Source organism: Halorubrum lipolyticum DSM 21995 (genome assembly GCF_000337375.1).
In the GTDB taxonomy this organism is placed as follows: domain Archaea; phylum Halobacteriota; class Halobacteria; order Halobacteriales; family Haloferacaceae; genus Halorubrum; species Halorubrum lipolyticum.
The window spans coordinates 118,741-136,238 of the sequence record NZ_AOJG01000028.1 but is presented as its reverse complement, the minus strand read 5'-3'; the positions used below and the strand labels follow the sequence as shown (position 1 = coordinate 136,238).

The 17,498-nt window shown below is 64.7% G+C and carries 15 protein-coding genes; 3 read left to right on the top strand and 12 right to left on the bottom strand.

The window, feature by feature from the left end:
* Positions 1-23 precede the first annotated feature (23 nt).
* The 6 genes from C469_RS09995 to C469_RS09970 all read right to left on the bottom strand — a co-directional run bounded on the left by C469_RS09995 (position 24) and on the right by C469_RS09970 (position 6,456).
* Positions 24-1,088 carry an ABC transporter ATP-binding protein gene (locus tag C469_RS09995; protein WP_008006233.1) on the bottom strand — a complete coding sequence of 355 codons (1,065 nt, stop codon included), beginning with the start codon at positions 1,086-1,088 and terminating at the stop codon, positions 24-26.
* The gene (locus C469_RS09990; protein WP_008006231.1) at positions 1,085-2,146 is read right to left on the bottom strand and encodes an ABC transporter ATP-binding protein; all 1,062 of its coding nucleotides are present in this window, start codon (positions 2,144-2,146) and stop codon (positions 1,085-1,087) included. Before C469_RS09990 ends, C469_RS09995 begins: the two co-directional genes overlap by 4 nt.
* Positions 2,143-3,165, bottom strand: coding sequence for an ABC transporter permease (locus tag C469_RS09985; RefSeq protein WP_008006229.1), 1,023 nt, complete (start codon positions 3,163-3,165; stop codon positions 2,143-2,145). The genes C469_RS09990 and C469_RS09985 overlap by 4 nt, the downstream gene beginning before the upstream one ends.
* Positions 3,162-4,181 (bottom strand): ABC transporter permease, encoded by a 1,020-nt coding sequence (locus tag C469_RS09980; protein WP_008006228.1) that lies wholly within the window; start codon positions 4,179-4,181, stop codon positions 3,162-3,164. Before C469_RS09980 ends, C469_RS09985 begins: the two co-directional genes overlap by 4 nt.
* Positions 4,182-4,252: 71 nt before the next feature.
* Positions 4,253-5,872: an ABC transporter substrate-binding protein gene (locus C469_RS09975; protein ID WP_008006227.1), complete on the bottom strand. Its 1,620-nt coding sequence runs from the start codon at positions 5,870-5,872 to the stop codon at positions 4,253-4,255.
* 347 nt (positions 5,873-6,219) lie between these two features.
* Complete coding sequence (locus C469_RS09970; RefSeq protein WP_008006226.1) at positions 6,220-6,456, bottom strand: hypothetical protein; 237 nt, start codon at positions 6,454-6,456, stop codon at positions 6,220-6,222.
* Between the two features lie 174 nt (positions 6,457-6,630).
* Between C469_RS09970 and C469_RS09965 the strand changes: the two genes are divergently transcribed.
* On the top strand, positions 6,631-7,053 hold the full coding sequence (locus C469_RS09965) for a hypothetical protein (protein WP_049911257.1): 423 nt from the start codon (positions 6,631-6,633) through the stop codon (positions 7,051-7,053).
* 143 nt (positions 7,054-7,196) lie between these two features.
* Positions 7,197-7,418 carry a hypothetical protein gene (locus C469_RS09960; protein ID WP_049911255.1) on the top strand — a complete coding sequence of 74 codons (222 nt, stop codon included), beginning with the start codon at positions 7,197-7,199 and terminating at the stop codon, positions 7,416-7,418.
* Positions 7,419-7,495: 77 nt separating this feature from the next.
* Here the strand turns inward: C469_RS09960 and C469_RS09955 are convergent, their stop codons facing one another.
* The 5 genes from C469_RS09955 to C469_RS09935 all read right to left on the bottom strand — a co-directional run bounded on the left by C469_RS09955 (position 7,496) and on the right by C469_RS09935 (position 14,839).
* Positions 7,496-7,846, bottom strand: a complete 351-nt coding sequence (locus tag C469_RS09955) for a hypothetical protein (protein ID WP_008006223.1) — start codon at positions 7,844-7,846, stop codon at positions 7,496-7,498.
* A gap of 427 nt (positions 7,847-8,273) precedes the next feature.
* Positions 8,274-9,293, bottom strand: a complete 1,020-nt coding sequence (locus C469_RS09950; protein ID WP_049911253.1) for a GDSL-type esterase/lipase family protein — start codon at positions 9,291-9,293, stop codon at positions 8,274-8,276.
* A 620-nt stretch (positions 9,294-9,913) separates the two neighbouring features.
* On the bottom strand, positions 9,914-13,057 hold the full coding sequence (locus C469_RS09945; RefSeq protein ID WP_008006221.1) for a glycoside hydrolase family 2 TIM barrel-domain containing protein: 3,144 nt from the start codon (positions 13,055-13,057) through the stop codon (positions 9,914-9,916).
* 156 nt (positions 13,058-13,213) lie between these two features.
* Entirely contained in the window at positions 13,214-14,302 is a 1,089-nt protein-coding gene (locus C469_RS09940) for a Gfo/Idh/MocA family protein (protein ID WP_008006220.1), read from the bottom strand.
* Between the two features lie 72 nt (positions 14,303-14,374).
* Entirely contained in the window at positions 14,375-14,839 is a 465-nt protein-coding gene (locus C469_RS09935) for a universal stress protein (RefSeq protein ID WP_008006219.1), read from the bottom strand.
* A gap of 301 nt (positions 14,840-15,140) precedes the next feature.
* On the opposite strand from C469_RS09935, the gene C469_RS09930 reads away from it, so the two are divergent.
* Positions 15,141-16,316, top strand: a complete 1,176-nt coding sequence (locus C469_RS09930) for a mandelate racemase/muconate lactonizing enzyme family protein (protein ID WP_049911250.1) — start codon at positions 15,141-15,143, stop codon at positions 16,314-16,316.
* A gap of 77 nt (positions 16,317-16,393) precedes the next feature.
* On the opposite strand, the gene gfo6 is transcribed toward C469_RS09930, so the two are convergent.
* Complete coding sequence (gene gfo6, locus C469_RS09925; RefSeq protein WP_008006216.1) at positions 16,394-17,467, bottom strand: D-xylose 1-dehydrogenase Gfo6; 1,074 nt, start codon at positions 17,465-17,467, stop codon at positions 16,394-16,396.
* Positions 17,468-17,498 lie beyond the last annotated feature (31 nt).

Genomic DNA, 17,498 nt, shown 5'->3' with positions numbered 1-17,498 from the left:
CAAAAGACGTCTGCGGGCGGGCGCTACTCGACGAGTTCGGAACCCGCCAGCTCCTCGCTGTTCCAGTACTCGTGTTCGTCCGTCGCGCGGAAGCACTTACACCGGTACTCGCTGTCGTCGCTCTCGTACGCTCCCGGCCGCGTCGTCTCGCAGACGGTACGGGCCTCCGGACAGCGGGGGTGGAACGAACACCCTTCGGGCTTCTCCGTGGGGTCCGGGATGTCGAGCCCGCGGAGCGGCGAGTCCTCCTCGTCCTCGACGAAGAGGTTCGGCGTCGCCCACTTCAACGCCTGCGTGTAGGGATGCTGGGGGTTCTCGATGATCTCCTCGACGGTCCCGATCTCGACGATCTCACCCAGGTACATCACGGCGATGCGTCCGCCGGATTTTTTCGTCAGGTACCTCGCGTTCGAGAGGTCGTGGGACACGAAGAGGAACGAGGTGTTGAACAGCTCTCGCAGCTCCAGCATCAGGTCCATCATCTCGATCCGCAGCGAGACGTCGAGCGCGCTGATCGCCTCGTCGGCCAAGATCAGGTCCGGATTCATCATCATCGCCCGGATCAGGACCGTCCGCTGCTGCTCGCCGCCCGAGAGCTGATGCGGGTAGCGGTTCATGAAGTCGTCGACGGGAGTGAGTCCGACGCGCTCGGCGAGCGCGTAGATGCGCTCCTTGCACTCGCCGCGACCCAGGTCCGTGTTCTTCTTCAGCGGTAACAGCAGCGAGGTGATCACGCGCTGATTCGGGTTGAGCGCGCTTCCGGGGTCCTGGTGGATGATCTGAAGCGACCGCCGGATCTCGCTGAACGGGATGTCGGGGTTGCGGCTGTCGCGCGCTTCCCCGATGTCCTGGCCGCGGTAGCGGATCGTGCCGCCGGTCGGACGCTGGAAGCCGATCGCGGTCTTGCCGAGCGTGGTCTTCCCGCAGCCGGACTCGCCGACTAAGGCGATCACCTCGCCTTCGCCGATGTCGAGGTCCACCTCGTCGACGGCGCGCACGACCTCGGAGTCGCCGAACGGGCCGAAACCGCTCTCACCGAACTCGACGGTGATGTCCTGCATCGAGACGACCGGGTCGGCTCCGCTCATTGTCCCTCCCCGTCGGCGGCGGCGGACTCGGCGGCCTCCTGCGGCGAGGACGGCAGGTGGATCGCCTCGGCCGCGTCCTCGTAGTGGAAGCACGCCGTCTGTTGCGTGGTCGACCCCTCTACCGCCCTCAACGGCGGTTCCTCCTCGCGACACCGCTCGTCCGCGAGCGGGCAGCGCGAGCTGTACGAGCAGCCGTGGAACTGCTCGACCGGGTCCGGCTTGTCACCGGGGATCGGCTTCATCTCGTCGATGTCCGAGGCCAGGCTCGGCGTCGACGCGAGCAGCGCCCTGGTGTAAGGGTGCGAGGCGTTCCAGATGATCTCGTCGGTTTCGCCCATCTCGATGAACTGGAAGGCGTACATGATCACCATTCGGTCCGCCAGCTTCGACAGCAGCGCCAGGTCGTGAGTGATCATCACGAACGTCGCGTCGTAGTTGGTCTGCACCTCTCGAAGGAGCGAGATGATCGACCGCTGCATCAGCAGGTCCAGCGCCGCCGTCGGCTCGTCGAGGATCAACAGGTCCGGGTCGAGAAGCAGGCTCAACGCGATCAGCCCGCGCTGTTTCATGCCCCCGCTCAGCTCGTGCGGATACGAGTCCATGACGCGGTCGGGATCGAGGTACAGGTCTTCGAGCAGCTGTCGACCGCGCTCCAGGCCCTCTTCGACGTTCTTGTTGTGGTCCTGGAGCGTCTCCTTGAAGTGCGCCCCGATCGTTTTGACGGGGTTGAACGAGCTCATCGCCCCCTGGAACACCATGGCGACCCGGTCCCAGCGGAACCGCCGAAGCTCCTCCTCGGTGAGGTCTAAGACGGAGATCGGATCGCCGCCGTCGGGCGGATTGAACGTGATCTCGCCGCGGCTCACGCCCGGTTCGACGACGCCGTCGAGCAGCGACGCGGCGAACATCGATTTGCCGCTGCCGCTCTCGCCCACGACGCCGAGAATTTCGTCCTGATAAATGTCGATATCGGCGTCGCGGACGACCCGCGACTCGCCCCGATCCATGGGAAAGGCCACGTTGAGATTCTCGACTTCGGCTATCGGTTCGGATTTCATGCGTTATCGTGTTCTCCTTTTGAAGCGGATGTGTCGCCTTCGCCGGCCGTTTGCGCGTGTCGCGCTCGAAGCCGGACGTTGAAAACGCTATCGAGGCCCTGCGACAGCAGGACGAACGAGACCGACAGCAGGAAGATCGTTAGCATCGGCCAGAGGAGCCAGTGGAGCTTCGCGGTCTCGTTCAGCGCCCCCGAGGCGTACGCCATGTTCATCATCACTCCCCAGTTCAACGCGTTGAACGGGAGCACGCCGATGAAGTACAGCCCGACCGACCCGAAGATGATCCCGCGGGCCGCCAACGCGGCGTTGATGGCGATGTACGGCGTGAGCTGTCCCAACAGGTCCCGCCGGAGGATCGTCCAGATTCTCAGTCCCATTATCCGCGAGGCCTCGACGTAGTGTTCCTCGCGGATGCTGAGCACCTGCGAACGGATCTGTCGCGCCAAGGCGGGCCACGCGTCGAGACCCAGGAGAACCCCGACGACGTACGGGTTCCGCGGCTGGAAGACGGCGACAAGCACCATCACCAACGGGAGCCCCGGGATCGTGATAACGACGTCGGCGATCGTCATGAGCACCCTGTCGACCACCGTGTCCCGAAGGAACCCCGAAAGCAGGCCGACGACCGTCGCGAGACCGATCGCGAGTCCGGCGCCGCCGAGGATCATCTGGAACATGGCGGGCGTCGCGTGGATGAGCTGCGTGTGGATCGGTCGCCCGAGCACGTCGGTTCCGAGCGGATACGCCCAGTTCTCGAACGGACCGAGCAGGAACGGCGCCTGACCGGACGACGGGGCCGCCGTGAACCAGACGCCGACGGTTCCCGCCAGGCCGAACAGGATGAGCAGCCCAAGGCCGACGACCGTCCGCCAGTCGTTGATCGCCACCTTCAGCGGCGCCCGAACGTACAGGTCGTACTGCTGTTTCACCCGCTCCCAGCGTGTCAGCGACTCGACGGTGCCCTGGGGCTCGAACAGTGCTTCCAGTTCCGACTGTGTATCGCCTTCTGAGTCACTCATTCAGTACCACCTCCGCCGCTCGCCCGCGGATCGATGTATCCGTAGGTCAAGTCGGCGATCAGGATCCCGATGATGGTGATCGACGTGAAGATGATCAGCGTCCCCATCAGCAACGGGTAGTCCCTGATGTTGATCGCGTTGTACATGAGCAGTCCCATTCCCGGGTACGAGAAGATCTGCTCGAGGATGACCGAGCTGCTGAGCACCCCCGCGATCCCGATCATGAACCGCGTGTACATCGGCAAGATCGCGTTCCGGCCGACGTACTCGGTCGCGATCCGAGTCGGGCGAAGCCCGCGGAGCTCCGCCACTCGGAGGTAGTCTTCGCCGAGGACGCGGATCGCGTTTCCTCGCAGCGAGATCGCGCCGGCGATCCCGAGAATGCTCGTCGAGAGGATCGGCAGGGCCGCGTGGTGAACGACGCTCGTCATGAACTCCAGGTTGAACCCGGCCTCGACTCCCGTGCCGACGCGACCGCCGGTCGGGAACCAGCCGAGCCGTAACGCGACCGAGTAGATCAGCAGGAGCGCGACGATGTAGTACGGCGTCGACTGCAGCGCGACCATGATGCTGGACATGATCGAGTCGAAGCGGCTCTTCTCTTTGAACGCCATCGCGGACCCGAGCAGAATGCTCGCCGTGTACCCGATGACGAGCGAGTACACCGAGACGAACATCGACCACGGAACGCGCTCGGCGATGAGCGTCGTGACCGGCTCCTGGTGTGAGAACGACTGTCCCATGCTGAACTCGAACAGCAGCTGGCGCCAGTAGTCGATATACTGGACGTACACCGGATCGTTGGGCTGGATGTTCGCGTACAGCGCGACCATCTGTTCGATCTGTTCGAGGTCGACTGACCCGCCGGACGTCGTGACCTGCTGGAGGATGATGTTCTGCATCGACTCCACCGGGCCACCGGGCATCATGTGATAGAGCGCAAACGTGAGCGTCACCGTCGCCCAGAACGTGATGACGGCCTGCCCGAGCCGCCGTGTGAGATAGTTTAGATTCATGCGTGTGTCTTCGTTATTCCGTTACCGTTTCTTTGTTACCATTTGTTGTCGGGTGAGTGAGCGCCGAGTTCTCACGAGCTATTTTCCCGGATGTGACCGTTGAACAGCCCTTTCATGATCGGTTCGCTCACGTCCAGCGGCGGTTGGGTATCCGGGACGACCTCGTAGTTCGTCGTGTCCATCGCGCGGGTCTGATTCTCCTGGATGTAGGCGATCGCCGGGAGGCTGTAGTTGAACCACCACGCCAGCGTTCGGGTCGTCTCTCGGACCTCCTCGGTCGACTCGGACGCCGGGAGATCGTTGCTCAACTGAGCCGGACGGATCTCTTGGCCGCTCCCGCTGATCTCCTCGGAACCGACCTCGCTCGGGATGGTCGTGGTAAGCGGAATGCCGGTCTCACCGGTCCCTTCCGTCTCCTCCGGGTCGCCGACACGGACGCCGTAGAAGTCGTTCGAGAAGTAGGAGGTCGGGTGCCACAGCGCGGACGCGACGTGCCAGACCCACCCCATGTCGAACTCCCAGTTCTGCAGCGTCGTGTAGTAGTCCTCGCCGATGGCGTTCACCTCCGTCTCGATCCCGAAGCGGTTGAGCGCGTCCGAGAAGGCCGTCGTCGGGAGCGCCTGCCCGGTGTTACTTCGCGAGAGGATGTTGAACGAGACCTGCTCGCCCTCGGGACTGACCCAGCTTCCGCCCTCCTGGGTGTAGTCGGCCGCACGCATGTACTCCGCGGCGGCTTCCGAATCAGACGCGACCGGGTACTCGATGAGCTGGTCAGTGAAGTCCTCCCCGAGGTACTCCTCGTGAATCGACTCTCGGAGACCGGTCTGCAACTGGGTCGGTTCCGCGTTGTACCCGGCCTCGTTCGCGGCCGCGCTCATGGCATCGAGCGGCATGATGGCCATGACCGCCCGGCGGACGTTCAGGTTCGCGAGGTGCTCGTTGTTCCAGTTGAGGATGAACTTCTGGGCGCGGAACCAGTTGATCGTGCTCTCAATCTCCAGGTCCGTGCCTTCCATCCACGTGTCGTTGGGGTGCGCGTACGCTCGGTCGAGCGTGTTGTTCCTCGCCATCGCCTCGCTCTCACCGCCGACGGCGTAGATGCGGACCCCGGGCACGTCCGTCGACTCCGCCATCGGGTGGTCCTCGACCAGTTCCGCATCGAGTCGCGCGTTGTTCCACTCGGTGGGCCGATACACGCCCGTTCCGTATCCGCCGTCGATGTAGTCTTCCGCGCTGATCGTGTACTGGATGAGCTCTTCGGTGACGCTGTCCCGCTCGTCCGCGGAGCCCGCGTCTTCGTACTGCTCGAGGTACTCCGAGAACAGCTCGGGATGGACGAAGGAATCGCCGACGAGCGAGGCCTGCATCAGTGTCGGCGTGACGCGGCTCTTGAACGTCCGCTTCACGGTGTAGTCGTCGACGATTTCGTGGCTCTCGTAGTTCGTCGAGTCGTAGTTCTGGTACCGCTGGATTTCGAACCCAGTATATAAATCCTCTGCCGTGATCTCGTCGCCGTTCCAGTAGGTCCATCCCTCCGGGATCGACATCGTCATCTCTCTGCCGTCCGTCGAGATGTCCTCTAAGAACCGCGATTGAACGGTTCCGTCGGCATGCCCGTCAGCGAGCGACACGTTGAGGTACATGCTGATGGTCTGGCCGTAGTTCTGGATGTTGAAGGGGTTGAACTGCACCTCCGGAAGCGGGCGTCCGATGACGGCGTTAAACCGGTTCGTTCCGTCCTCACCGTCGCCGCTCGAACCGTTTCCGTCCTCACCGTCGCCGCTCGAACCGTTTCCGTCCTCACCGTCGCCGCTCGAGTCACTTCCACCCGTACAACCAGCAAGTAGACCGGTGCCGGCGACCGCACCGATTTCGACAAATTTGCGTCGAGTCCAAGGGCTGTTATCCTTCATGGTTTTTGCTACGATAACGCGTTACTGGCCATCATATATAACTGTTAGTGTTTCTCGAATGGGAATATTTCTCAAAATAGTATGATATAACAGCGGCGTCGAGCCGGTCGCCTTTCCATCGGATCTCACAGCTCCCGCTGCGTTTCGCGACGGTGGCAAAGCGTCATCAGTCCGAACGAGAACACGACCAAGAATCCGAACGTGACCACCTGTATAACCGCGATGTAGTACGTCCCCGTCCCGGGTGTGACGACCGTCAAAGACCCCATCAACAGGACGATCGACAGCAGAGAGATGATGAACACGTACCGAATACCCGTCTCACGCTCGCAGAGATGGTCCATATACGTTTTCGAGGCCATGCGTCGAGTGTCGCTGTCGGAGAGCAAAAAAGGTTCGACGACAACTGCCACTCGACGACTGCTGCCACTCGACGTTCAAGCGATCGGCTCATCTCGATCCGTGTTGATTCCGCCGGTCTCTCGGACAACGAACGGACCACAATACCTTTGATCCGCCGCGTGAAACCGCTGGACATGCCAATTTCTGACACCCGTCTCTTCATCGTGGGTATCGTCGGATCGGTGTTTCTGTTCGTCTTGGTTCCAGTCTCCGCGGTGTACGCCATCGATTACCACGTCACCGAATCGACGCTCCAGTCGACGAGCGACGACGACGTCTCGGCGTACGAGGAACTCGGTCCCGAGCGGCAGTCGACCGTCGATGCCGCCCGTGACGGGGAGGGGCAGTGGTACCGCTCCCGCGAATCGGCGCCGGACTATCTCCCGTTGCTATACGAGCGTGACGACACCGTTTATATCGTCACCTTGGAAGAGCGGTACCACTGGTCCAGCTGGCGGGGGAAGGTCCCGATCGGCGCGCTCGCTATCGGGCTGCTCTGCGTGGCGGGAGCCGCCCGAACGCAGATGAATAACATAATATACACCGACGAGTTCTGAGACGTGTCACCCGTTCGTCATGGCGTGTCAGGCGACGCGTTCTCCCTCCGGGAGATACGACACGCGCCGATGGCCGTGTCGGCGGCCCGTGACGAACCGGAGTGGGAAAACGTTTATATATGAGTGATTACCACTCGCATTGTATGGCCACGCAACAGTCCAGTTCGGCCGGTGGGACGTCGTTCGTTCCGAAAAGCCGCCTGTTCTGGATGCTCATCGCGATGGGTGTTCTGTCTGTAATCGGCGGTGTGATCTTGTCTGAGGGCGTCCTCGCGGGGATGTTCGGAATCTGGGGAGTCTCCCTCGTGCTCGGGACCGTTCTCGGCTACGGCGCGTTGCGGTTGTGGTCGTCCGGTGCCAACTAGCTCGGGAACGGCGGACGGGAACTGTCGTGTAGGGACCGGCCGCCGCGGATCGATCCGGGAACGACTCGGTCCGGTCGTCACGCGTCTCGGGAGCCCTGTCGTTCGAGAATCTCGACGACGGTGTCCGCGAACTCGACCGTTCGCGTTGGAAGCCCGTACCGGTCGGTTTCCAAGTCGGACGCGCGGATCTCGGAGACCGTTTCGCCGCCGTGAGACAGCGTCGTCACCGCCTCGCGAACGTCTATCTCGAGTTCCCCCTCATCGGTTCGCAACCACGGCTGCTTCCGCTGTCGCTGATCGTATTCGATCGTATACGTCTCGCCGCCGACCGCAGCGACGACGTCGTCGACGGCCCCGATCTCGACGCGGTCGTCCGCTCCGACGAGAAACAGCGTCCCATCGACGGTGTCCGGTGTGTACCGACTCATACGAACCGATACTGCCGCTCGAGTAATAATGTTGGTGCGGTCCCCGCCCCGTCGAGAGCGGTCGACCCCGGAGGCGATCGCTCCTGCTCCGATCGGAGGTGAGCCGCGACACGCCGTCAAACCGGTAGACGGCTCTCACGTGACATGAATATGAGAATCATATGTACACGATCGAATACAAAAACGCGGCTCACGACGGCGCTCCCCGACAGGGAATCCCGGTCGGCTAGCGACCCGATCGTCTCGCGTCTGAGCACAGCGTCGTTCCCCAGTCGGGAACAGCCTGGCGCCGCTGCAGACCGGTGAGACACGTCGCCGCACGCGTCGAAGGAACGCCCCGACGACCGTGGCATTCCGATTTTTCCGCTCACGTAGCGGTTTCCGTTCGGAGAGTCGACCGCGAGCAGCGCAGTCCCGCGAACGCCGATCAGTTGCTCACGAGCGGTTCGATCTCGCGGGCGAGGTTCTCGCCGATCCGGATCATCGCTTCGTCCCCGGGATGGACGAGGTCGGTCGTCAGTCCGCTCGCCGTCGGCAGGAGGTCGGGCCCCTCGACGAGGTGGACGTTCTCGTGGCCGCACTCGGCGACCGCCTCCCGGAGTTTCTCGCGGAACGTCTCGGAGAGCGCCGCCTCCTCGTGGTCCCGCTTGTACTCGCGCACGTGCGGGAAGAGCGTGATACAGGCGACGGGCTTCGTCGGATTCGCCTCGGCGACCGTCTCGATCATCGCGGCCGCCCGCTCTCGGAACTCGTCGGGCGTGAACCGGTTGACCATGTTCACCGACAGCGACAGCGTCGCCACGTCCCAGTCCCCGCGGTCGGCGATATGCTCGGCCATCGCGGAATCGCAGAAGGCGGTCCCGCACGAGCCGAGGTTTATCGGGTCCGCACCGAGCCGACGAGCGGCCTGATTGACGTAGGTCTGCATCTCTGCGGTCGGCGCCTCGCCCTCCGTGATAGACGTGCCGTACGCGAGGTATCGGAGTTGCGGCACCTCGTCGGCCGCGGGCGGGCGGCGCTCGCCTTCGACGTCGTGGTAGTAGATGTGGCCGCCGCGGTGGTCGCCGGCGAGGACGAGCCGGCAGACTTCCGGGGCGTACCGCATGTCGCCCGTCGCTTCGGAATCGAGGTTCGAAAGCCGGTCCGGGAAGGACAGTTCGACGGTCTTCGGCTCCGGGCCGAGCACGAACTCCTCTCCGGTCGCCTGGAAGTCGCCCCAGAACGGCCGGACCAGGCTCTCCCGCTCTTCCGAGGAGAGCGTGACGCGGACCGGTCCCTCCGGAACGAAGCGGATCTCGCTCCCCGCCGGATGCGGCATTCGCGTCTGTGCGCCGTCGTTCAACTCGCTTCTGACGGCCTCCGAAACGCGGAGGAGGCGAACTCCGTCGTGTGAGTCCACCCGTTGGAGCGCCTCGACGTTGTGAAACTCAATATTATCCCGTTGCATACAGTCAGATCGACGCTCTCGCTCGACTCACTTATACCTGTCTTCCGGTACGGTCGCGCGATCTCGAGAGGCCGTTCACCGATGCCACAGCGGGTTTCACACCAGAGTTCCCGAGAGAAGAACGTTACAGGCATACTAGTGTAATACAATTCTCGGAGAGACACTCGGAGCCGCACGTTCAGAGCCCGATCTGAGAGTCCGAACAGCGGAATATTCCGCCGAAAATACCGTACACGCTCCTTCTCTGGTTCGAAATACGACGTGCGCGCGAAAAGCGGGAAGTCGATCAGCGACGGTGGCCGAAGGTCGTTCCCACCGCCTCTGTTCCCTTCTGGGGAACTATCTTCGGATACCGATGTTGCGGGAGTCGTTGGCACTGGACGGAGTTTCGCTCACCTCCTGGCCGGACCCGGGCGTCGGAATCGGGTCGAATCGGAGCGGTTCGATCGTCTGATCGCGCGGTGAGGTCGGGTTCAGTCGCGTCGGTTCCGTGTCGACGCCGACGCGTTACAGGCGTCACCCGATAACGCGGGCGACGCCGTCGACCAGCTCCGCGTACGGTTCCTCGGCACGCCGTTCGTCAGCGGTCGAGAGCGATCGAATCGGTCGCTTCCCGGCGCTCAGTCGGCGACGAACGGACGGAGTTCGACGCCGAACTCGAACGCGTCGGGCTCGACGCGATACCGTTCGAGCGTCGTCGGGCCGCAACTGCCCGTACCGAGCCCGCAGTGGGCGTGGTCCAGCGACACCGAGATCTCGTCACGGCGCGGGAGTTCGTGTCCGTGGTCCGCGGCCTCCAAGTCGGATCGCTCGTAGTCGTGGGCGGTGACGTCGAGCGGGGAGTCGCCAGACACGAACAGGCCGACGCCGCGCCCGTCGGTGAACGTCGCCCATCGGACGTCGGTCCGATTGCCGTTGGCCTGGGGCCTGACGTAGGGCGTGTGTAGCTCTCCGACCGGTCGCTCGTACCGACCCACGAGCGACGACTGCTTGCTGTCGGCGTACGACTCGCCGGGGCCGCGCCCGTACCAACTCACACGCTCGAGATCGCCGGGGAGCGTCAGGTCGAGACCGACGCGGGGGAGCGAGGGCAGCGCCGAGAGGTCCCCCTCCGGTTCGAGCCGCGTCTCGACGCCGACGGTGCAGTCGTCGCGTATCGTGTAGACCTGTTCCGTCGCGAACCCGTGGTCGAAAATGGGCGGGGCGAGACGCCCCGTGACGGTGATGTCGACGCGTTCCGCGCCGTGTACTTGGTGAGTCACGTCGTCCGTCCGGAACCGGAGGCGATCGAGTCCGTGCTCGCGCCAGAGCTGGGAGAATCCGACCGTCCAGAGGTCGCCTCGATCGAGGGACTCGCCCCGTTCGGCCTTCTCCGTCAGTCGCGAGAGAAGCGTCCGCGAGAGGGGCAGCCCCCGGTCGTTGTCGGTCGGGGCCCGCCAGAGGCCGACGCGGGGGCCCGCCGAGAGGAGCTCCTTCCCGTGGTAGGTCAGCGAGTCGACGACGCCGCGGCCGTCGTCGAACACCAGTTCGAACTGCGCGTTCGAGACGACGATCCCGTCGGCGGTCGTTTCACAGGAGAGCGGCGAGGACCCGACAGTCGAAGTTGGCTGTCCCCCGCCGCCGGCGAGCGTGAACTGCCCGGTCGAGACGGTGTGTCCGGCGGGCGCCCACGCCGCCTCGCTGGCCAGCGAGAGTTCGACGGTCAGCAGGTGCTCGCCCTCGCCGTCGAGGGCGTCCGACTCGACGGGCACGGTCACGGTCTCGGCCTCGCCGGCGTCGATGTCGGGGAGGTCGACGGTGCCGCTCTGCGTCAACTCGCCGTCGCGTTCGACGCGCCAGGTGGCCACGAGGTGGTCGACGTCACGGAAGTCGTATCGGTTCTCGACGGTTATCTCACCGCGTTCGAGGTCGGCGTCTGCCAGCGTCACCGGTTCGATGACCTTCTTGAGCTCGGTCAGACCGGGAGAGGGCGTCCGGTCCGGGAACACGAGCCCGTTGATGTTGAAATTCGCGTCGTTGGGTTCGTCACCGAAGTCGCCCCCGTAGGCGAACCACTCCTCGCCGTCTGCGGTTGTGCGGCGAAGCCCCTGGTCGACCCAGTCCCAGACGAAGCCGCCCTGCAAGCGGTCGTGTTCGTAGAACGCGTCCCAGTACTCTTGGAGGTTTCCGGGACCGTTTCCCATCGCGTGGGCGTACTCGCAGAGGATGACCGGATGCTCGTACTCGTCTTCGGCGGCCCAGGCCGATAGCTGATCCCACGGCGGGTACATCGGGCCGACGATGTCCGAGACGGTCTGTTCCTCGTCCGGTTCGTAGTGGATCGGCCGCGTCGGGTCGCGCCGGCGGGTTTCGTCGGCCATCGCGACGTGGTTCGAACCGAGATCCGACTCGTTGCCGAGCGACCAGACGACGACGCTCGGGTGGTTCTTGTCGCGTTCGATCATCCGAACCATCCGGTCCACGTAGGCGCTCTCCCACTCCGTCGCGTCGCTGATGTGGGGCGTCTCCGGTGCGAACTCCATGCCGTGGCACTCGATGTCAGTCTCGTCGACGACGTAGAGACCGTACTCGTCACAGAGGTCGTAGAACCGCGAGTCGTTGGGGTAGTGGGCCGTCCGGACGGCGTTGATGTTGTGCCGTTTCATCAGCTCGACGTCCTCGCGCATCGTCTCGACGGGGACGTTGCGCCCCCGGTCCGGGTGGAAGTCGTGGCGGTTCACGCCGCGGATCGTCACGGCTTCGCCGTTGACGAGGAACAGCCCGTCCGTTATCTCGACGTCCCGGAAGCCGACCGTCTGCGCGATGACTTCAGTCACCGCGTCGCCTTCCGTCGCCTCAGCGTCCGCGAGCGCGAGTTCGAGCGCGTACCGGGTCGGCGTCTCCGCGGTCCACTTGTCGGGGTCGGCAACGTCGGTCTCCAGCGCGACCGTCGCGGTCTGGTCCGGTCCGACGTCGACCGCCTCGGTCGCCCCGGCGTCGGCGACGGCTGCCCCGTCCTCGTCGCGGAGGGTCGCTTCCACCCGGCGCGTCGCCTCGGTCGCCCCGGCGTTTGCGACATCGACCTCGGCCGTCAGGCGGGCGTCCTCGTAGTCGTCGTCGAGCTCCGTTCGCACGTCGACGTCCGCGACGTGGACCTCCGGGGCTGCGTAGGCGTACACCTCCCGGAAGATACCGCTGAGCCACCACATGTCCTGGTCTTCGATGTAGCTCCCGTTCGTCCACTTGTACACGCGGACGGCCACGGTGTTCGCCCCGGGTTCGACGTGCTCGCTGACGTCGAACTCGGCGGGGAGCCGGGCCCCCTCGCTGTATCCGACGCGCTCGCCGTTCACCCACAGGTGAAACGCCGAGTCGACGCCCTCGAAGTGGAGACGGATCTGCCGCCCGTCCCAGTCCTCGTCGACGCGGAACGTCCGCCGGTACGACGCCGTCGGGTTCTCTCGCGGAACGTTCGGCGGGTCCGCGGGGAACGGATAGACGACGTTCGTGTAGTGCGGTCGTCCGTGTCCCGCCGCCTGCCAGTTGATCGGGACCTCGATGCCGTCCCAATCGCTCGCGTCGAACGCCGGATCCGCGAACCCGCTCGGTGCGTCTCTCGGCGTCTCTGCCAGGTCGAACCGCCACTCGCCGTTGAGCGATCGGACCCACGGCGACCCCGTTCTGTCGCCGGCCAGCGCCGTCGCGGCGTCCGGATACGGGAGTACGTCGACGTGCGGATCGAGTCGGTTCCGTCCGATCGTTTCGGGGTCGCACCAGTCTTCCATACGCGTCAGTGCGACTGAACCAACGGTGATTATTCTTTCGGGTACCGCTCCAACTCTCGAAAGTTTGCTGTCAGCAGAGCGCACGGGGAGGAGTACCGATGCGAGGCCGCGTCGACGGGGAGAGACGCGACGGAGCGGAGACGGCGGACCGGGCGGTCAGTCGATCGAGACGGCGTCTCGGGTCGCTTCGAGTAGAGTCTGGACGGAGACGGGTGCTCCGGTCCGGCTGCTCTCTATCGCGGCTTCGATCAACGCCATCGACTGGAGGTTGTCGCGGACGTTGGTCGCCATCGGCTCGCCGCCGTCGAGCCACGCCACGAACTGCCCGACGAGCCAGGCGTTCATCCACCGGTCCCGTTCGTCGAGGCGAATCGGCTCGCCGAGGTCCTCGTCGAGGCTCCCGACGACCCCTTCGCGGTCGGCGTCGTACGGGTATCGCGTCAGCTCGCGGTCGTCGAGGACGAGCGTCTCCTCGCGGCACTCGGCGCGGAGGTAGTCGCTCCCCCACCCGTTGAGCGTGGTCGCGTTGGCTTTGGCCCCCTCCCACGAGGCGCGGACACCGTTCGCGAAGCGGAGTTGGACCAGCGCCTGCACGTCGCCTTCGTACTCGGCCCAGTCCGGGAGCCACGTGTCCGCGTAGATCGTCTCGCAGGGGCTCCCGACCATGTCGTCGATGAAATCGAGCTGGTGGACCGCCCCTTCCACCAGGAGCACGTCCGCCATCTCGTGACGGAACGCGCCCCACGCCCCGTGCGACCGAGCGTTGCAGGCGAAGCGACCGACGACGTGGTCGATCGGGCCCGGTTCCCCGGAACGAAGCCGTCGCCGCATGGTCGTCTTGTCCCGGTCGTACCGGTGGCTCATCGTGACACCCATCTTGAGCCCCGCCCGTTCGACCTTCTCCGCGATGCGAACCGACGCCTCGAGCGTGTCCGCGATCGGCTTCTCGGAGAGGATGTCGAGGTCGTGCTCGACGGCGGCGTCGACCACCTCCTCGTGGACCCACGGCGGGACGACGATCGTACAGAAGTCGGCGTCCGCCTCCCGGAACGCCGTCTCGACGTCCGTGTAACACCGCTCGGGCGGCACGTCTAGGTGTTCGATCGCGTTCCCGTGGTTCGTCTCGTCGATGTCGACTGCGGCGACGATTTCGATCCGGTCCTCGGCGACGTGAGGCGGGAGGTACTCCTCACACCAGTTCGCGCCCTGTCCGCCCGTGCCGACCTGTATGCCGTGGTACGTCATCGAGATCGCTTTTGGGGATGTGAGAGAGCCGGTATCAGCCGAGCGGTTGCGGTACTCCGTCTCCCGCGCCGTTCAGTCCATTTTGAGCGTCACGGTCCCCGTGAAGTTGAGCAGGACTTGCTGTGCGAAGTCGCCGAAGAGCGCCTTTCCGGTCGGTGAGCGTCGGCGGCCGACGATGAAGAGGTGGTCACAGCCGAGTCGCTCCGCGGTCTCGATGATCTTCTCGGCGCGTTCGTCCCCCTCGGTGACGATCCCATCGGGGGTGAACTCGATCCGATCGTCGAGGGAAGCGAACACGTCCGTCGCGAACTCCTTCGCGAACCGCTCCGCGACGGAGGACGAATCGGGGCTGCTGTACGACGTTCCCTCGGTGTGTTCGATCACTTCGAGGTTCTTCGCGGCCTCGTCGATTTCACTCGGCGTTATCCACGAGAGCACGGTTAGTTTCGCGCCGTTGTCGTGAGCCAGCTGGCCGGATTCCGCGAGCAGTGCTCTGTGCGCGTCGGTGTCGTTAATGACGACGAGTGCGTGCTCCATGGTAACTAGGTGTTTGCCTCAAGCAAATAAGTGTATTGCAGTCGCACAGAGAGCGGTACGGAGCGACCGACGGCCGGCCGTCCTCCGAGGCCGTGGTCCCGGAGGGGTTGCGAGCGGTCGGGAGCGGGCGTCTCGTGCGTCGGGTCCTCAAACTGCGCTCCGGTCTCAAACCGCACTCCGGTCTCAAACCGCACTCCGGTCGGCAGGGGTGACCGGCCGCGCTCCCGTGATGTCGTGCCGAGAACGGGACGGGAAATAGATGGATAAATATAATAGTTCGGTGCCAGACTGCCCGAGTGTAATGTCAGGCGTTAGCATCACCGGCGTAGACACATATCTGGTCGCGAATCCGTGGAAGCCTTGGGTGTTCGTCGAACTCGAGACGGACGCGGGCGTCACCGGGATCGCCGAGGCGACCACGCACGACAAACCCCGCACGGTCGCGACGGCCATCGAGGAGATGTCCAATTTCTTCGTCGGACGAGACCCGTTCGACACCGAATCGTTGTGGTTAGAGATGTACCGCGACGAGTGGTTCTCCAAGAACGTCATTAACACCACCGTCGTCTCCGCCGTCGATATGGCGTGTTGGGACATCAAGGGCAAGATACTCGACAAACCCGTGTACGACCTGCTCGGCGGCCCGGTTCACGGCACCGAGCTGCGTGCGTACGCGAACGGCTGGTACCAAGACACCGGGGGCAGCCCCGAGGGCTTCGCCGAGGCCGCCGAACGCGTCGTCGACGACGGCTACGACGCGATGAAGTTCGACCCGTTCGGCACCGCGTGGCAGTCCATGTCGCGCAAAGAGCAGAACAGGGCGGTCGACATCGTCGGTGCGGTCCGCGAGGCCGTCGGCCCCGACGTCGACCTCCTCGTCGAGTGTCACGGCCGCTTCTCCGCGGGGCAGGCGGTCGAGATCGCCCGCGAGCTCGCGGAGTTCGACCCGACCTGGCTCGAAGAGCCGTGCCCGCCGGACTCCATCAACAGCCTCGCGGAGGTGTCGCGGAAGTCGCCGATCCCGGTCGCGACGGGCGAGCGGCACATGACCAAACACGACTTCTACGAGCTGGTCACGCGCACCGACGTCGACGTCCTCCAGCCCGACCTGATGAACACCGGTGGCATCACTGAGGGCAAGAAGATCGCCGGCCTCGCGGAGGCCGACCACGTCGACATCGCCCCGCACAATCCGCAGGGTCCCGTCGCAGGAGCCATCTACGGTCACTTCTGTACGTCCGTCCCGAACTTCCGCATCCAAGAGATGTTCCAGACGTACGACGTGGACTGGATCGACGACCTGCTGAAAGAGCCGCTCGTCGTCGAGGACGGCTATATGCAGATCCCGGACGGCCCCGGATACGGTATCGAGCTCGAGCACGACGTCATCGAGGAGCACGAGTACACCGAGGAGAAGGTGCACACCATCGACCTCTGGGAGTCCGGCTGGGAAGATCGCGCGCAGGAAAAGCGCTGAGAGCGGTACCGAGCGCGCCGACGCCGACGGAGCCTCCACACCCGGGCCGAACGAGTCGGAGCGAGGGGGCGACCGTCCTACCGGATGTCGACGCGCTCGCCCGATTCGCCGGCCTCGTGGATCGCCCGGACGATCCGCATGTCTCGTAACCCGTGGCGGCCGTCGGGATAGATGTCGCCGTCGGTGAGCACACGGTCGGCGAAGTAGTCGAACTCCTCGCGCATCTCGCGCTGGGCGTCGAAGCTCTCGTGTGTGACTTCGACCGAGAGGTCGTCTCGCCTGAGACGGAGCGCCACCTCGCCGTGGAACGCCGGGTGGAGTTCGATTTGGCCCTCGGTCCCGGTGATCTTGAGGTGCGTGTCGGCGTGCGCGTTCTGACTCGCCGTCGTGACCATGGTGACGTCGTCCTCGAGGCGCAGGAGCGAGGAGGAGCGCTCGTCCGGCACGTCGTCGAACGCCTCGTGGCCCGAGTGCATCTCGCTGGAGACCGCGACCGGCTCTTTCCGGAGCAGGAAGCGCGCGGTGTTGAGCGAATAGATGCCCAGGTCCATCACCGACGTGCCGTACCCCGAGAGGTCGGGATCGAGGCGCCACTGGTCGGGGTCCGGGTTCATCTCGAGGATCGGCTGCGTGTTGTGCCCGTAGACCGACACCGGTTCGCCGAGGAACCCGTCCGCGATCAGTTCCCGCGCGCGTCTCACGGCCGGATCGGTGTGCATCCGGTAGGCGATCATCAGCGGTACGTCGGCGGCCTCGCAGGCCTCGACCATTCGCTCGGCGCGTTCGACGGTCGACTCCATCGGCTTCTCGCAGAGAACCGGCGTTCCGAGGTCCGCCGCCGTCTCGACGTAGTCGAGGTGGAGCGCGTTCGGCGTCCCGACGTAGAGGGCGTCGTACTCGTCGCTCGCCACGGAGTCGTGGAACTCGTCGTAGCTGATGCCGCGGTCCACGTCGTTGTCGGCCGCCGCGCGTTCGGCCTTCTCCGTGGAACTGCTGACCAACACCGTCACTTCGCCCAGGTCGGAGTCCGCGATGGCCGGCAGCGCCACGTCGAGCGTCCACCACCCGAGTCCGAGCAGGGCGTAGCGGAGCGTCCCGTCCGTCGCCGTTTGCCAGTCGCGCTCCTCGTACGTTCGTATCCAATCTCGCATACGTCTGCTGTCGGTTATCGAGTATTAAAAT

Coding starts and splice junctions, on each gene's coding strand:
- C469_RS09990 (WP_008006231.1), bottom strand. CDS start 2,146: ATGAAATCCGAACCGATAGCCGAAGTCGAGAATCTCAACGTGGCCTTT.
- C469_RS09930 (WP_049911250.1), top strand. CDS start 15,141: ATGTCAGGCGTTAGCATCACCGGCGTAGACACATATCTGGTCGCGAAT.
- C469_RS09935 (WP_008006219.1), bottom strand. CDS start 14,839: ATGGAGCACGCACTCGTCGTCATTAACGACACCGACGCGCACAGAGCA.
- C469_RS09950 (WP_049911253.1), bottom strand. CDS start 9,293: ATGCAACGGGATAATATTGAGTTTCACAACGTCGAGGCGCTCCAACGG.
- C469_RS09955 (WP_008006223.1), bottom strand. CDS start 7,846: ATGAGTCGGTACACACCGGACACCGTCGATGGGACGCTGTTTCTCGTC.
- C469_RS09940 (WP_008006220.1), bottom strand. CDS start 14,302: ATGACGTACCACGGCATACAGGTCGGCACGGGCGGACAGGGCGCGAAC.
- C469_RS09985 (WP_008006229.1), bottom strand. CDS start 3,165: ATGAGTGACTCAGAAGGCGATACACAGTCGGAACTGGAAGCACTGTTC.
- C469_RS09995 (WP_008006233.1), bottom strand. CDS start 1,088: ATGAGCGGAGCCGACCCGGTCGTCTCGATGCAGGACATCACCGTCGAG.
- gfo6 (WP_008006216.1), bottom strand. CDS start 17,467: ATGCGAGATTGGATACGAACGTACGAGGAGCGCGACTGGCAAACGGCG.
- C469_RS09970 (WP_008006226.1), bottom strand. CDS start 6,456: ATGGCCTCGAAAACGTATATGGACCATCTCTGCGAGCGTGAGACGGGT.
- C469_RS09960 (WP_049911255.1), top strand. CDS start 7,197: ATGGCCACGCAACAGTCCAGTTCGGCCGGTGGGACGTCGTTCGTTCCG.
- C469_RS09980 (WP_008006228.1), bottom strand. CDS start 4,181: ATGAATCTAAACTATCTCACACGGCGGCTCGGGCAGGCCGTCATCACG.
- C469_RS09945 (WP_008006221.1), bottom strand. CDS start 13,057: ATGGAAGACTGGTGCGACCCCGAAACGATCGGACGGAACCGACTCGAT.
- C469_RS09965 (WP_049911257.1), top strand. CDS start 6,631: ATGCCAATTTCTGACACCCGTCTCTTCATCGTGGGTATCGTCGGATCG.